Below are 14,214 nucleotides of genomic sequence, written 5' to 3'. Positions count from 1 at the left end.
CCTAGCCCGCCCGCGCCTCCCGCCACTCCCGTACGACCTCGTCGACGTCGTACGGCTTGAGACCCAGCGGGGGGCCGGGCGGCGGCCTGAACATCATGTCGCGGATCTTGACGTTGATCTCCGTCACGATCCGGCGCACCGCCCCCTCGGAGGGGGCTTTGCGCGCTGCCGCGAGCGCGTCCTCCGCCTCCTTGCGCAGGGCCAGCGTCGGCGGCAGGACCGACAGCCCCTCGCGGGCCATCTTCTGCTTGATCCACCACAGTTCGTCGTACGGCGTGTCAGCACCGTCGGACAGCGGCTTGCCCGCACCGGGAAGCTCGGCGAACTCCCCGCGCGCCTCCGCCTCGCGGATCTGCCGGTCGACCCAGGACTCGAAACTCACACCGGGTGGTTTGCGTTCGGTCATGTGTCCATTGTGCCGGACCTGGCCCTACCCGACGATGGGGCGATTTATCATGCGGCGTCGTACGGCAACATGGCTGCCGTACAGGGACTGTTCAGCAACGACTGTTCCGCGCGGAGCGGTCGGGTCACCTCCGGTGACCGTTCAGAAGGAGCGCACGTGCTCGAACTCACCATGGCCACCGTCTCCGGGACGGACGCCGGCGCCACGGCCGGCATGCTCATGGCCGAGGCGCCCAGCGAACCGGGGGCCATCATGCGGGTGGGCCGGGACAAGGCGGTGTGCCGTCTCGTGACCCCCGACGACTGGCTGTTCGTCTCACGGGTCCACCTGGAGTTCCTGTGCGGCCCCGACAGCACCTGGCACCTCTCCTGGCTGCAGGGCTCCCAGTCCGACCCGTCCTCCGAAGTCCGGCTGGTGGTCGGCGAGTACGCCCAGACCGTGCCGTACGGAGGGAGCGTCCCGCTGCCCCGGGGCGGCTCCGGCGAGATCATCGTCCAGGACCGCACCGGGCCGCGCAGCGTCAACGTGGGCTTCTACCACGAGGGTTGATGCCCGGCGAGGATCTCTGGCTACGCCACGACCCTCGCCAGCGCGAAGCCGTCGTACCCCTTGCTGCCCACCGTCTGCACCGCCGTGCCGCTCAGCCTCGGGTGCTCGGCGATGAGTCGGAGCGCGGCGCGGGTGCCCCGGATGCCCGGGTCGGCGGAGTCCGCGTCGGTCACCGCGCCGCCGCGCACCACGTTGTCGACGATGATCAGGCTGCCCGTGGTGGTCAGCCGCAGGGCCCACTCCACGTAGTGAGGGTTGTTGGCCTTGTCGGCGTCGATGAAGACCAGGTCGAACGGCGCGGGGTTCTCGTCGGCCAGCTTGGGCAGCGTCTCCAGGGCGGGTCCCGTCCGCACCTCGGTGATGCCGTCGAGGCCGGCCCGGGCGAGGTTGCGCCGGGCGACGTCGGCGTGGGTCGCGTCGTACTCCAGGGTGATCAGCCTGCCGTCGGCCGGGAGCGCGCGGGCCAGCCAGATGGTGCTGTAGCCGCCGAGCGTGCCGATCTCCAGGATGCGGCGGGCGCCCTGGATCTGGGCGAGGAGCTGGAGCAGCTTGCCCTGGTTCGGGGCGACGTTGATGTGCGGCAGCCCCTCCGCGTCGCTGTCGCGCAGCGCCGCCTCCAGGGCCTCGTCGGCCGGGGCCAGGAGGCCGGTGAAGTAGTCGTCGACGTCTTCCCAGTGCTGGGACTCGCTCATGAGAGCCGTGCCTTCCGTTCGTGACCTTGGTGCGGTGTCTGCCGAGTCTTTCGTAGCCCTGCGGGTTGTGCCCCCTGTTATTTGTAGCCCTCACGGGCGATCACGTCGGTGATCCGCGCCCCGTCGATTTCGTAGACCGTCTCGCCGGCCCGGGGGTCGCGGGCGTGCAGGGTGTGGAACAGCGGGCCGTGCGGCGAGCCCAGGTCGACGAGTGTGGCCGAGGCCCCGCGCACCGCCCGTTCCGTGTCCGCCGGGCCGGTCAGGTCGATCCGGTTGACCACTCCCGGCGTCACCCACACCGGCACCGACTCCAGGTACCCCATGATCTGGAGGTGGAAGTGGCCGCACAGGATCAGCCGTACGTCGCTGTCCCGGACCGCGTCGGCCAGGTCCGCCGGGTTGCCCAGTCCCAGCGCCCGCTGGAGCGCGTTGTCGAGGGTGACCGGCGGATGGTGCAGGACGACCGTCGTGCCGTGCGGCGCTGGGGTACGCAACACCTCGCGCAGCCAGTCGAGTTGGGCGGTGCCGAGGTACCCGTACACCTTGCCCGGTACGAGCGAGTCGAGCGTGACGATCCGATGCCCGTCGACCACGCTCGAAGCAGCCAGCTCGCCGTCGGCAGAGGTGAGCCGGGTCTCGGCGCGGTCTTCGCCCGTCGGGTCCAGGTGTCCGCTGCCCAGCGCCTTCGCGAACGCGCCGCGCTCGTCGTGGTTGCCGGTGGTGCAGAACACCGGGATGCCGCGCTCCCGGGCGAACCCGCCCACGAGGTCCCGTACGACCGCGTACTCCTCGGGCGCCCCGCTGTCCGCGAGGTCCCCGCTGACGACGACGGCCCCGAGGCCCGTGAGATGGCGGACGTCGGCGAGTATCCGGCGCAGCGACTCGGTGGTGTCGACGCCGTGGCGGTTGGGTGCGCCGGCGTGATCGATGTGGGTGTCGGAGAGATGGAGGATCCGCATCCCGGCGACGCTACTCCGGGCCCCGACAGGCCGCGGTCGTCTCAGGTCCGAGATTGTTCGATCCAGCCTGGAAACGACCGGTTTCCGGCGCCCGTGCGGTCCGCGCCACGACCGAGCGACGGAAGCGGAATCCGGGCCGACTATCGTCGACCGGACAGAAGGCCGGACCAACGGCCGGGATCCCTCAGGTGAAGCGGGGGTTGCTCGCGTCTCACATCAGGGGCGGTGCGATCCACAGGGGATTCGTACAGGATGATACGTATGGGACAAATGGCTCCCATCGCGTGTATGGGACTTACCGGGCGGGAGGCCTGCGAGGCGTGGCGAACGCAGAGCACGGTGGTGGAGCGGGAGGTGCCTTCGGAACGGGTGCCTCCGGGACGGTGCAGGCACGGCTGAAAGTGGCCCGTGCGGCGCTCTGGCTCATGGTCGCCGTTCTCGCGGTCAGACAGGTGGCCGCCGTCCTCGGCACCCCGAAGGCCGACCGGCTGACCGACCTGGAGACCTGGGTCGGACCCGACGGCGTCCTGCATGTGAACGGCTCGCTCTACGACTCGACGCAGTTCACCGGCACACCCTTCGGCGGACTCGTCCTCAAGCCGCTCACCCGGGCCGCCGAACAGGCCCTCGGCTGGGGCTGGACCTTCGGCACGCTGCTGCTGGTCGTCGCGCTCGGTGTGGTCGCAGCCCGTGCCCTGCCGGCGCCCGTGAGCCGTCGCACCTCGCTGCTCGCCGCGCCCGTCGCGATCAGCCTGCTGATGCTGTCGCTGCCCGTGCGCAACACCCTCTACCTCGGCCAGACCAGCATCATCCCCGTACTGCTGGTCCTGCTCGGCTGCTTCGTCGCGCGCGAGGAACGGGCCGCCGGCGCCCTGATCGGCCTCGCCGCGGCCCTCCAGCCCACCGTGCTGCTGTTCGCGCCGCTGCTCTGGTTCACCGGCCGGCGCCGGGCCGCCGTCTCCGCCGGGATCACCTTCGCCGCCTGCACCGCGCTCGCCTGGGCCGCGATGGCGGACGACTCGTACACCTACTGGGTCCACCACATGGGCGGGGCCGGGCTCGGTGGCGCCGCCGACGACCTCGCCAACCAGTCCCTGCACGGCGCCCTGCTGCGGCTGGGCGTCGAGGGCCCCGTCGAGATCGCCCTGTTCCTGGTGCTCGGCGCCGGCGTCGCCGCCCTCGGCCTGCGCCGGGCCGTGCGCTACGCCCGGGACGGCCAGCTGCTGCTGGCCGTGGCGATCACCGGCTGCGCCGCGATCGCGGTCTCGCCGACCACCTGGCAGCACCAGCTGCTGTGGGTGCTGCTCGCGGTCGTCGGCCGGGTCGGCAAGCGCGCCTCCGACCGCTACATGTGGCCGGTCGCCGTCATCATCGTGATGACGCTGCCCGCCAAGATGGTCATCCCGAACATGGGCGCGCTCTACCCGGTCCGCGACAACATCGTGCTGCTGGCCGCGGTCGCCGCCGCCACCGTCGTACCGTTCCTGTCCCGGACCTCGGAGCACTACCGCTCACCGGTCCCGACGGACTTCGCGGCGCCGGTCCCCGCCCGCTTCGGGCGCGTCCCGCTCATGCCCTTCCTGCGCCGGGTGCTCACCCGCCCGAACCTGCTCCTGGAACTGCTGCTGATCCGGGTCACGTACGCCGCGTACCAGAAGGTCCGGCTGGCCGCGACCGGTGGCACGACCACGGGTGGCCGGTCCACCGCCGAGGCGCACGGCCACCAGATCCACGACATCGAGAAGTTCCTGCACATCGACATCGAGCACTGGGTCAACCACACGGTCGTGAAGATCGGCTGGATGCGGGACTTCTTCAACTTCTACTACACGTCGTTCCACTTCTTCGTGCCCCTGACGGTCCTCGGTGTCCTCTACTGGCGCCGCCCGGTCGACTACCGCTGGGCCCGGGCCTCCCTCGGCTTCGCCACGCTGCTCGCCCTCGTCGGCTTCTGGCTCTACCCGCTGGCCCCGCCGCGCCTGATGCCGGGCCTCGGCATCATCGACACCGTGCACGGCGTCCAGGACTTCTCCAAGCCGGACTACGGCACGCTCACGGCCCTCACCAACCAGTACGCGGCGATGCCCTCGCTGCACTTCGGGTGGTCGCTGTGGTGCGGGCTCGTCATCGCGATCGTTGCCCCGAAGTGGTGGATGAAGGCGCTGGGGATGCTGCATCCGTTCTTCACCGTCTCCGCGATCGTCGCGACCGGCAACCACTGGGTGCTGGACGCGGTGGGCGGGGCGGCGGTGGTCCTCGCCGGATTCGGACTGTCGTACGTGTTCATGGGCCCGCGTGCTCGTACGGTCGTGGCGGCGGCGGAGAGCGACGGCAGGCCGCGGCCTGCCTGGGCGGCGAAAAGCCGCACCTGACCGGTCACCGGTCACCGGGCCCGTCGCCGCGGCAGCACTCGGCCGGGCCCGCCCGGCGGGTTCAGTTCCCGCTCGGCACCCGGACCACCTGTCCGCCGACGAACCCCTTCGCGGTGTCCGGCGGTGCGGTCGGCGCCGCTGCCCGGAGCCGGTACTCGGTGGGCGGCACGCCGTAGGCGGTACGGAAGGCCCGGCTGAACTCGGCGGGGCGGCTCAGGCCCCAGCGGGCGGCGACGGTCTGCACGGGCATGGCGCGCAGGGCGGGGTCCGCCAGGTCGCGGCGGGCTCCTTCCAGCCGCTGGGCGCGGATCCAGGCCGCGACCGTCTCACCGCCGTTCTGCTGCTGGAAGAGGCGGTGCAGATAGCTGACGGAGATGTGGTGCGCGGCGGCGATCACGGGCGGGGTGAGGTCCGGGTCGTGGAGGTTCCGCCGGATGAAGGCCCGTATGTGCGCGGTGAGGGTGTGCTGCCGGGTTTCCGGGGTCAGGGCCGACTCGGTGTCGAGCTCCTGGGCGAACCAGGCCAGCAGCAGGTCGAGCGCCACGGTGCCCAGGCGCGGCACGTCGGACGGCTTGAGGGTGTCGGCCTGCCGCGCCACGCCGGTGAGGAAGCCGGAGAGCAGGGCGCCCACCCCCTCCTGCGCCGACAGCCGTCTGGCCAGCAGATCCGCGACCCGGTCCGGCGACACGGGTACCAGGGCCTTGGGGATCTCCACCCCCACGCCCCTGACCCCGGAATTGTCCTCCGGGGGCCCCACGTCGTACGGCCGTGAGGTGTCGACCACGTACAGGTCCTGTGGGCCGTGGGTGTCGGCCCGCCCGGCATGGTCGACCCCGAGGCCGCCGCCGAGCACCAGGGACACGTGGTAGAACTCCGGGTCCGACTGCCGCACCATCCGCGCGGTCCGCCTGAACCGCATCGGCCGGAACGCCCCCGGCCACACCGTCACCGGCCCCAGCTGCAACAGCCGCTGCTCCGCCCAGAAGTCGGCGGCGTAGTCGCTGCTCATGTCGCTGGGCGCGTGCGTCCGGCCGATCAACTCCCGCCAGTACTCGAACCGGTCCTCCGCCGCCACGTCCTCACTCCGGAACACCGTCCCGATCATTGTGCTCGCACCCCTGTCCTCATCCACCTCGCCCCTCCCCGTCGCAGACAACTGCGGCAGGGGCCCCGACAGGCTTCAATGTGCTCGCCCGAAAGCGTAGTTGAGAGCGTGTGCCGACGGACTAGGAGGCGGCTCGCAGCGCGGGCAGGGTCAGGTCCGGGCGGCGCGAGCGGGCCAGCAGCGCCAGGCAGACGGCCGGGTTGTCTCGGACGGGGCGGCGGGTGACCGCGGCGCCCATGGCGGCTGCCCGGCGCAGACGCTGGTCGTGGAGGAGGATGACGAAGCGGGTCAACGTCCGCTGTTCCTCCGGGAGTTCGGCGACGATCCGGGTGGCCTCGCGGAGCGTGGCATGGGCGGTCGCCGCCGTGGCGGAGAGCAGGGAGCGGACGCCGGGGAGGTCCCGGCCGCGCTCCAGGTCGGCCCGTACGACACCGTGTTTCTCCAGGTCGTCGGTGGGGAGGTAGAGGCGTCCGTCGCGCAGGTCCTCGGCCAGGTCGGTGAGGAAGTCGGTGCGCTGGCAGGCGTCGGCGAGCAGCCGGCAACTGTCCGCGTACGCCCGGCTGCCGCCGCCCGGCATCGACAGTCCCGAGGTGATCATGAGGAACGGCCAGGTGAGCTTGTCGATGTACGCCTGGTAGTCGTCCTCGGTCGTGAACCCGCCGAAGTCCAGGTCGATCTCGGCCCCGACGAGATACGAGTCCACCCAGGAACGCGGCAGTTCACGTGCCCCGGCGGTGTGCAGGAAGGCCCGCAGCAGGGGATGCCGGGCGGTTCCGGTGTCCAGCGCCGCGCGTACCTGCTCGGCCCAGCCCGCGTAGCGGCGCGTCCGCTCCTCCACCGTGCCCCGGTCGCACAGGTCGTCCGTGAACGACGCGAACGCGTATCCGGCCAGGATGTGGGGCTGGAGGCGGGCGGGCGTCAGCAGCCGGACCGCGGCATGGCCGGCGGGTTCCCGGCGCAGCATGAACTGCTTGGCCTTCAGATAGGCGGCGCGGTCGCCACCGCCGGCCACTCCCGCCGCGTCCAGACAACGTTGCCAGGATCGCACCGGCACGCCTCACCGTCGTAGTTGCACTTGCCATCGCAGTCTACGGGGGGTGGTGGACGGAGGCAGGGGCGGGGCGTGGGATGTGCCCCTGCCTCACGTCGGGACGGGCCGGCGACGCCGGGAGGCCGCCGGCCCGAGTCTCGCGGCCTTCTCGCTTGGCTGTGGCTAGCCCGCGCTCACCTGGAGTTCCTTCACGCCGTTGACCCAGGCCGAGCGCAGTCGGCGCGGGTCGCCCGCCAGGGTGAGGCCCGGCATGGCGTCGGCGAGGGCGTTGAAGATCAGGTTGATCTCCATGACGGCCAGGGACTTGCCGAGGCAGAAGTGCGGGCCCCCGCCGCCGAAGCCGAGGTGCGGATTGGGGTCGCGGGTGATGTCGAACACGTCCGGGGAGTCGAAGACCTCGGGGTCGCGGTTGGCGGAGGAGTAGAACAGGCCGACGCGGTCGCCCTCTTTGATCTTCTGGCCGCCCAACTCCGTGTCCTGGGTGGCCGTTCGCTGGAACGAGACGATGGGGGTCGCCCAGCGCACGATCTCCTCGGCGGTGGTCGCCGGGCGTTCGCGCTTGTACAGCTCCCACTGGTCGGGATGGGTGAGGAAGGCGTGCATGCCGTGGGTGATCGCGTTGCGCGTCGTCTCGTTGCCCGCGACGGCCAGCATCAGCACGAAGAAGCCGAACTCGTCCGAGGCGAGGTTGCCCTCGTCCTCCGCGGCCACCAGCGTGGTGACGATGTCCTTCGCCGGGCACTGCTTGCGGTCGGCGGACATGTTCATGGCGTACCCGATGAGTTCCATGGCCGACTCCTGGCCGATCTCCTCGGTGATCGCGACCTCCGGATCGTCGTACGAGATCATCCTGTTGGACCACTCGAAGATCCTGAGGCGGTCCTCCTGGGGGATCCCGATCAGCTCGGCGATGGCCTGGAGGGGCAGTTCGCAGGCGACCTCGGTGACGAAGTCGAAGGGGCCGCTGCGGGCGGCGGCGTTCGCGGCGATGGCGAGCGCGCGGCTGCGCAGGTTGTCCTCCAGGGCGCGGATCGCGCGCGGGGTGAAGCCGCGCTGGACGATCTGGCGGACGCGGGTGTGCTCCGGCGGGTCCATGTTGAGCAGGATCAGCCGCTGGGCGTCGATCGCGTCGCGCTCGATGCGCTCGTTGAAGCGGATGATCGCCGTGTTGGTGGTGGACGAGAACAACTCCGGGTGCGTGGAGACGTACTTGACGTCCGCGTGCCGGGTGACGGCCCAGTAGCCGTCGTCGGCGAAGCCCGCGATGTTGTGGTGCTGGGGCACCCAGTGGACCGGCTCGGTGGCGCGCAGCTCGGCTAACTCCGGGAGAGGTACGCGGTGTTGGAGCAGGTCGGGGTCGGTGAAGTCGAACCCTTCGGGCATCGCGGGACAGGACGCCATCGGAAACTCCCGTCATCTGACCAGTATCTGACGGTCCATCAGGAATGAGTGGGTGCCGCGAAGGTAGTAACGGGTTCTAGAAGAGGCAAGGGGTGCGACGCCACCAATTCCGGGCATGGCTTGTGCTATCGGGCGCTGCAAGGGGGTTGCGGTGTCGGACGGGCCGTCAGCAGACTGCAAGCAGAACTAGAACGCGTACTAGTTCTGCGTGGCGGGTGGCCGGGACGCCCGCGCCGCGCGGGTGACCTGAGGAGAGGAACTCCCCATCATGGCCGCGGAACCCGTGATCGTCGAAGCCGTACGCACCCCCATCGGCAGGCGCGGCGGCGCACTCGCCAATCTGCACCCCGCCTACCTCCTGGGCGAGACCTACCGCGAACTTCTGGGCCGCACCGGCATCCCCGCCGACTGCGTCGAACAGATCGTCGGCGGCGCGGTCACCCAGGCCGGCGAACAGTCCGCCAACCCCGCCCGCACCGCCTGGCTGACCATGGGCCTGCCGTACGAGACCGCGGCGACCACCGTCAACGCCCAGTGCGGCTCCTCCCAGCAGGCCTCGCACATGGTCGCCAACATGATCGCGGCGGGTGTCATCGACGTCGGCATCAGCTGCGGGGTCGAGGCCATGTCGCGGGTGCCGCTGGGATCGGCGTCCAAGCACGGCCCCGGGAAACCGTTCCCGGAGGAGTGGAACGTGGACCTGCCCAACCAGTTCGAGGCGGCGGAAAGGATCGCCCGGCACCGCGGACTGACCAGGGAGAACGTGGACGCGCTGGGGCTTCTCTCGCAGGAGCGGGCGGCGGTCGCCTGGGCGGAGGAGCGGTTCAAGCGGGAGACGTTCGCCGTTCAGGTACCCACGACGGAGGAGGAGCAGGGCGCCGGGCAGGGCATGTGGCGCCTGGTCGACCGGGACGAGGGGCTGCGCGACACGTCGGCCGACGCGCTGGCCGCCCTGAAGCCGATCATGCCGGCCGCTGTCCACACGGCGGGCAACTCCTCCCAGATCAGCGACGGTTCGTCGGCGCTGCTGTGGGCGTCGAAGCGGATGGCGCGAGCGCTGAAGCTGCGCCCGAGGGCCCGGATCGTGGCCCAGGCGCTGGTCGGCTCCGACCCGCACTTCCACCTCGACGGTCCCATCGACGCGACCCGGGCGGTGCTCGGCAAGGCGGGCATGACGCTGAAGGACATCGACCTGATCGAGATCAACGAGGCGTTCGCCTCCGTGGTGTTGAGCTGGTCGCAGGTCTTCGAGCAGGACCTGGACAAGGTGAACGTGAACGGCGGGGCCATCGCCCTCGGGCACCCGGTGGGCGCGACCGGGGCGCGGCTGATCGCCACGGCGCTGCACGAACTGGAGCGCGTGGACAAGGAGTTCGCGCTGATCACCATGTGCGCGGGCGGGGCGCTGGCGACGGGGACGATCATCCAGCGGTTGTGAGGGGTGCGGCTGCGGCTCACTCGTGGAGGGGGTTGTTCGGCGTTTGTCCGTGCCCTGTGCATTCGGTGGATTACGGTGCGTGAGAATCCACTGGGTGCGTAGGGGGAGGGTGCGATGCCGCAGCGACCACAGCGACGTACGGTGACGAGCCGCAGCCAGGAGCCGCGTCAACGGTTCGCCGAGGAGCTGAAGGCGTTGCGCGAGGCGAGCGGGGAGAGCCTGCGGCAGCTGGCCGAGAAGGTGGGCTGGGACTTCTCCCTCTTCGGCAAGATGGAGAACGGCCACACCCTCGGCAGCGCGGATGTGGTCGTGGCGCTCGACCAGTACTACGACACGGGCACGTTGCTGGTGACGTTGTGGGAGCTGGCGCTGGGGGACAAGGCCGAGTTCAAGGAGCAGTACCGCGAGTACATGCAGCTGGAGTCCGAGGCGGTGAGCTTGTGGCACTTCGCGGTGAGCATCCTGCCGGGTGTGCTGCAGACGGATGAGTACGGGCGTGAAGTGCTCGCGGTGGGTGGCACCAAGGGCGAGGCGCTGATCCAGCAGGTGGAAGCACGCGCCGGCCGACGGGCGTTGCTGCTGGGCGAGGACGCGCCGGTGTTCCGCACCATCCTGTCGGAGGCGGTGCTGCGCACACCACTGCGGGACGCCAAGGCCTGGCGGGATCAGCTCGAATACCTCGTGGAGATGGCCGACCGTCCGAACGTCACGCTCCATGTGCTGCCCTTGGCCGTCGGCGTGCACGGCTTGGTCGGTACCGCCGTGATGTTCCTGCGCCTGGGCGATGGCCGAACCAGGGCTTACGCCGAGACCGCTTACCAAGGTGAACTGATCGAGGAAAACGCGCGAGTTGAGCGCCTGCAACGTGCGTACGATTCGATGCGCGACATGGCTCTGACTCCCGCCGAGTCGCGGAAGTTCATCGGCCAAATGCTGGAGGAAGCACCGTGCGATCCATCGACCTGACGGCTGCGACGTGGCGCAAGAGCAGCTACAGCAATCCGGACGGCGGCGAGTGCGTCGAGGTTTCCGACGACTTCCTGGGCGCTGCCTCCTGGCGCAAGAGCAGCTACAGCAATCCGGACGGCGGCGCGTGCCTCGAAGTCGCCGAAAACCTCCCCTTCGTACCCGTCCGTGACTCCAAGAACCCCCACGGCCACGCCCTCCTGTTCCCCGCCGAAGCCTGGGCAGCCTTCGTCATTACCCTGCGGAACTGATCGAAACCCTGTGCGTACGCGAGACCTGAGTTAGCCTCGTTGTGCCAGTGAGGCGAACTGGCGTATGTAGAACATCACTTCGGGGGTTTTGTGACAGTCGAAGCTGCCGCGCTGCGGCAAGCCGGCGCTACCCCCCTGCGTCCCGCCGACCCTGAACGCATCGGTCCCTACGTGCCGTTGGCGTTGCTCGGCAGCGGTGGCATGGGGCGGGTCTATCTGGCGCGCCCAGCGGACGACGGTCCCGGCCTGTTCGCGGTCAAGGTGATCCGCCCGGAGTACGCCGAGGACCCGACGTTCCGGCGCCGGTTCGAGCAGGAGGCGTTGGTGCACGGCCGGGTCCGTTCCCCGCGCGCGCCGAGGCTGTGCGGTACGGGGTTCCAGGACGAGTTGCTGTGGATGGCCACGGAGTACCTCGCCGCACTCGACCTCACGGAAGCCGTACGGGAGGACGGTGCCCTGGAGTCGGGCGCCGTCTGGCGGCTGGTGGCGGAGTTGGGGCAGGCGCTCGCCGACCTCGCCGCCACGGGGATCGTGCACCGGGATCTGAAGCCGTCCAACGTTCTGCTGTCCCTCCGGGGCGCCCACGTCATCGACTTCGGCATCTCCAAGGCCGCTGACGCGAGCGCGATCACCGGCACCGGCAACCGGGTCGGAACGCCCGCCTACATGTCCCCGGAGTATCTGCGGACCGGCCACTGCGACGCGACGTCCGACGTGTTCTCGCTCGCCGGGACACTGATCTACGCGGCGGTCGGCCGGGCCCCCTTCGGCGACGGCACCGGCGTCGACGTGATGCACCGGGTCGCGTTCGAGGAGCCCGACGCCGAGGTGATCGGCGAGATCACGGCGACCGACCCGGCGCTGGGCGCGCTGCTGGCCGCCTGCCTCTCCAAGGAACCCGAGCTGCGGCCGACGCCGAGGGTGCTGATCCAGGCGGCGCGTGAGTGTGCCGGCGAGTCGGCGGAGGCGTCCAGATGGCCGGAACCGCTGCTCGGCAGGGTGGTGGAGCGGCAGCGGGCGTACGACGTCCTTTACCGCGTCCCCGTCGCACGGGCGGCCGAGCTGCGCCTCCCGGGGCACCGCCCGAACCCGGTGCCGGCGTCGGCACTGCCGGTTCCGGCGAAGGACGCTGCCCCCGTCCCGGCAGCGGAGTCGGCCGTTCCGGCCGCCGCGTCCGCCGAGACGTCCCTGGGGCAGCGACGCCCGACCGGAGCTCTTGCCTGGGCCCGCAGACGGCCCGTGCCGGCTGCGGCGGTGGCCCTCGCTCTCTGCGCCCTGGCCGCGATGGGCTTCGTACTCACCCGCCCGGAGGCCCAGGCGACCGCCGCGCCGCCGGGAGTCGGCCCGGCGGCCTCCGCCGACACCGCGGCCGAAGCGGGCAACGCCCTGCCGAAGCCGGGCACCTCGGACGGAAAGTCGGTCCCGAGCACGTCCGGCAACGGCACCGAGACCGCCGACGGCCCCGCCGACCCCTCCCAGGTCTCCGACGGCACCGACGGCGATGGTGACGGCGACTCCGGGAACGACCCCGCGGGCCCTGACACGTCTACGGACACTGACCCGACCGCAGGTACGGGGACGGGCTCCGACCCGGGCTCCGACCCCGGCACCGGAACGGACGGCGGCACCAGCACCACCCCCACTCCCACACCGTCCCCGGTCACCTCCACGACCGAGCCCGCCTCGGCGCCCTGGACCACCGACTGCACGTACTACGCGGGCAAGGTCCGCACGGCCATCGGCGACACCGGCAAGCGCGTCAAGCAGGTCCAGTGCATCCTCATGCTGCGCGGGTACGACATCGGCGGCACCGGCGTGGACGGTGTGTTCGGGACGGGCCTGGAGGCCGCGATGAAGAACTTCCAGGTGGACAAGGGACTGGCCGTCAACGGCATCGTGAAGCGGGTGACCTGGGACAACCTGCGGGCGTCGAAGTGACTCCGCCCCGGTAACGGGACGGAGTCACCCGGCGGTTGGCGCCGAAACGCGACACACGGATCTGACGTGAGGTGACGAGGCGTCAGCAGGTCGACCGGTACACGTACTTGCTCACGTTTGCGTCTCCGAGGTTGGCCGCCGTGATGGACACGAACGACGTGCCGATCGACTTCGTCACCTTCTTCCCCTGGATCGCGTTCACCGCCTGCCGCACCGCCTGGGCGCCGATCTCCTCCGCCTTCTGGGCGATCAGTGCCTGGACCGTGCCCTTCTTCAGCTGCTCGACCTGCGCGGGTCCCGCGTCGAAGCCGACGACCTTGATCTTGCCGACCTTGCCGGCGTCCTTGATGGCGTTGTTGGCGCCGTCGCTCGCCGGGGTGCTGATGGAGAAGATGCCCGCCAGGTCGGGGTCCTTGGAGAGGGACGCGGCGGTCAGACGGGCCGCCTCGACCACGCCACCGCTGGGCGTGGACGGCTGGACGCCGACGAAGGAGATGTTCGGGTACTTCTTGATCTCGTCCTCGAAGCCCTTGATCCGCTGGTCGGCCGTGGTGACCCCCGGGGTGCCGCCGATGATGACGACCTTGCCCTTCTCGCCGACGAGCTCGGCCAGGGTGCGGGCCGCCTCGGCGCCGCCCTCCACGTTGTTGGAGGAGACGGCGGAGGAGAGGAAACTCGTGTCGTCGAGGCCCGTGTCGGCCGTCACGATCTTGATGCCGGCCTCGTTGGCCTGCTTCAACGGCGTACCCAGCGCCTTCGAGTCCGTCGGCGCGATGACGATGGCGTTCGGCTTCTTGGCCACCGTGCTGGTCAGGATCGGCGTCTGGGTGGCCGGGTCGAAGGTCGTCGCGCCCTGGACGTCCACAGTGGCGCCGAGTTTCTTGCCCTCGGCCTTCGCCCCGCAGCCGAGGGTGTTGTAGAAGGAGTCGGACGCGGTGCCGAGGATGACGGTCACCTTGGGGTTCGCGGTGGAGGACGAGGAGTCGCCGGACCCGCAGGCGGTGGCCCCGAGGACGATGACGGTGGCGAGGGCAGCGCCTCTGAGGGTGACGTGGGCGGTCTTCATGGTGCAACTCCATTGGTGCG

Annotated in this window: 13 protein-coding genes; 6 read left to right on the top strand and 7 right to left on the bottom strand. The window is 70.5% G+C overall.

From position 1 onward, the window contains the following. Nucleotide 1: 1 nt before the first annotated feature. A complete protein-coding gene (locus tag OHN74_RS11905) occupies nt 2-406 on the bottom strand; it encodes a J-domain-containing protein (RefSeq protein WP_327694538.1) in 405 nt (134 codons plus the stop codon). 156 nt (nt 407-562) lie between these two features. Between OHN74_RS11905 and OHN74_RS11900 the strand changes: the two genes are divergently transcribed. Next, nucleotides 563-955 carry a hypothetical protein gene (locus OHN74_RS11900; RefSeq protein WP_327694537.1) on the top strand — a complete coding sequence of 131 codons (393 nt, stop codon included), beginning with the start codon at nt 563-565 and terminating at the stop codon, nt 953-955. 20 nt (nt 956-975) lie between these two features. Here OHN74_RS11900 and OHN74_RS11895 read toward each other — a convergent pair whose 3' ends face one another. Then, a complete protein-coding gene (locus OHN74_RS11895; protein ID WP_327694536.1) occupies nt 976-1,647 on the bottom strand; it encodes an O-methyltransferase in 672 nt (223 codons plus the stop codon). A 77-nt stretch (nt 1,648-1,724) separates the two neighbouring features. Continuing rightward, entirely contained in the window at nt 1,725-2,606 is an 882-nt protein-coding gene (locus OHN74_RS11890; RefSeq protein WP_327694535.1) for a metallophosphoesterase, read from the bottom strand. A gap of 320 nt (nt 2,607-2,926) precedes the next feature. Here OHN74_RS11890 and OHN74_RS11885 point away from each other — a divergent pair, with 320 nt between their 5' ends. After that, complete coding sequence (locus OHN74_RS11885) at nt 2,927-4,978, top strand: bifunctional glycosyltransferase 87/phosphatase PAP2 family protein (RefSeq protein WP_327694534.1); 2,052 nt, start codon at nt 2,927-2,929, stop codon at nt 4,976-4,978. Between the two features lie 61 nt (nt 4,979-5,039). Here the strand turns inward: OHN74_RS11885 and OHN74_RS11880 are convergent, their stop codons facing one another. The 3 genes from OHN74_RS11880 to OHN74_RS11870 form a co-directional block, all read right to left on the bottom strand. After that, nucleotides 5,040-6,083 (bottom strand): helix-turn-helix domain-containing protein, encoded by a 1,044-nt coding sequence (locus tag OHN74_RS11880; RefSeq protein WP_327694533.1) that lies wholly within the window; start codon nt 6,081-6,083, stop codon nt 5,040-5,042. A 121-nt stretch (nt 6,084-6,204) separates the two neighbouring features. Next, nucleotides 6,205-7,131 (bottom strand): phytoene/squalene synthase family protein, encoded by a 927-nt coding sequence (locus OHN74_RS11875; RefSeq protein ID WP_327694532.1) that lies wholly within the window; start codon nt 7,129-7,131, stop codon nt 6,205-6,207. Nucleotides 7,132-7,296: 165 nt separating this feature from the next. Then, nucleotides 7,297-8,535, bottom strand: a complete 1,239-nt coding sequence (locus OHN74_RS11870) for a cytochrome P450 (RefSeq protein ID WP_327694531.1) — start codon at nt 8,533-8,535, stop codon at nt 7,297-7,299. A gap of 268 nt (nt 8,536-8,803) precedes the next feature. Here OHN74_RS11870 and OHN74_RS11865 point away from each other — a divergent pair, with 268 nt between their 5' ends. The 4 genes from OHN74_RS11865 to OHN74_RS11850 all read left to right on the top strand — a co-directional run bounded on the left by OHN74_RS11865 (nt 8,804) and on the right by OHN74_RS11850 (nt 13,128). Beyond that, the gene (locus OHN74_RS11865; protein WP_327694530.1) at nt 8,804-9,973 is read left to right on the top strand and encodes a steroid 3-ketoacyl-CoA thiolase; all 1,170 of its coding nucleotides are present in this window, start codon (nt 8,804-8,806) and stop codon (nt 9,971-9,973) included. Nucleotides 9,974-10,087: 114 nt separating this feature from the next. Beyond that, a complete protein-coding gene (locus OHN74_RS11860; RefSeq protein ID WP_327694529.1) occupies nt 10,088-10,939 on the top strand; it encodes a helix-turn-helix domain-containing protein in 852 nt (283 codons plus the stop codon). Then, nucleotides 10,921-11,190 (top strand): DUF397 domain-containing protein, encoded by a 270-nt coding sequence (locus tag OHN74_RS11855; RefSeq protein ID WP_327694528.1) that lies wholly within the window; start codon nt 10,921-10,923, stop codon nt 11,188-11,190. The genes OHN74_RS11860 and OHN74_RS11855 overlap by 19 nt, the downstream gene beginning before the upstream one ends. A gap of 90 nt (nt 11,191-11,280) precedes the next feature. Then, complete coding sequence (locus OHN74_RS11850; RefSeq protein ID WP_327694527.1) at nt 11,281-13,128, top strand: serine/threonine-protein kinase; 1,848 nt, start codon at nt 11,281-11,283, stop codon at nt 13,126-13,128. 82 nt (nt 13,129-13,210) lie between these two features. Here OHN74_RS11850 and OHN74_RS11845 read toward each other — a convergent pair whose 3' ends face one another. Next, nucleotides 13,211-14,194: an ABC transporter substrate-binding protein gene (locus OHN74_RS11845; RefSeq protein WP_327694526.1), complete on the bottom strand. Its 984-nt coding sequence runs from the start codon at nt 14,192-14,194 to the stop codon at nt 13,211-13,213. Between the last annotated feature and the right edge of the window lie 20 nt (nt 14,195-14,214).

The organism is Streptomyces sp. NBC_00459, assembly GCF_036013955.1.
Taxonomy (GTDB): domain Bacteria; phylum Actinomycetota; class Actinomycetes; order Streptomycetales; family Streptomycetaceae; genus Streptomyces.
Note: the sequence above shows the minus strand (reverse complement) of the source record. Positions and strands in the feature narration are given on the sequence as shown.

What these genes read in the sequence shown, in the direction of transcription:
- OHN74_RS11865 (WP_327694530.1), top strand. Translation starts at nt 8,804, where the DNA reads ATGGCCGCGGAACCCGTGATCGTCGAAGCCGTACGCACCCCCATCGGC.
- OHN74_RS11860 (WP_327694529.1), top strand. Translation starts at nt 10,088, where the DNA reads ATGCCGCAGCGACCACAGCGACGTACGGTGACGAGCCGCAGCCAGGAG.
- OHN74_RS11905 (WP_327694538.1), bottom strand. Translation starts at nt 406, where the DNA reads ATGACCGAACGCAAACCACCCGGTGTGAGTTTCGAGTCCTGGGTCGAC.
- OHN74_RS11890 (WP_327694535.1), bottom strand. Translation starts at nt 2,606, where the DNA reads ATGCGGATCCTCCATCTCTCCGACACCCACATCGATCACGCCGGCGCA.
- OHN74_RS11845 (WP_327694526.1), bottom strand. Translation starts at nt 14,194, where the DNA reads ATGAAGACCGCCCACGTCACCCTCAGAGGCGCTGCCCTCGCCACCGTC.
- OHN74_RS11895 (WP_327694536.1), bottom strand. Translation starts at nt 1,647, where the DNA reads ATGAGCGAGTCCCAGCACTGGGAAGACGTCGACGACTACTTCACCGGC.
- OHN74_RS11880 (WP_327694533.1), bottom strand. Translation starts at nt 6,083, where the DNA reads ATGATCGGGACGGTGTTCCGGAGTGAGGACGTGGCGGCGGAGGACCGG.
- OHN74_RS11870 (WP_327694531.1), bottom strand. Translation starts at nt 8,535, where the DNA reads ATGGCGTCCTGTCCCGCGATGCCCGAAGGGTTCGACTTCACCGACCCC.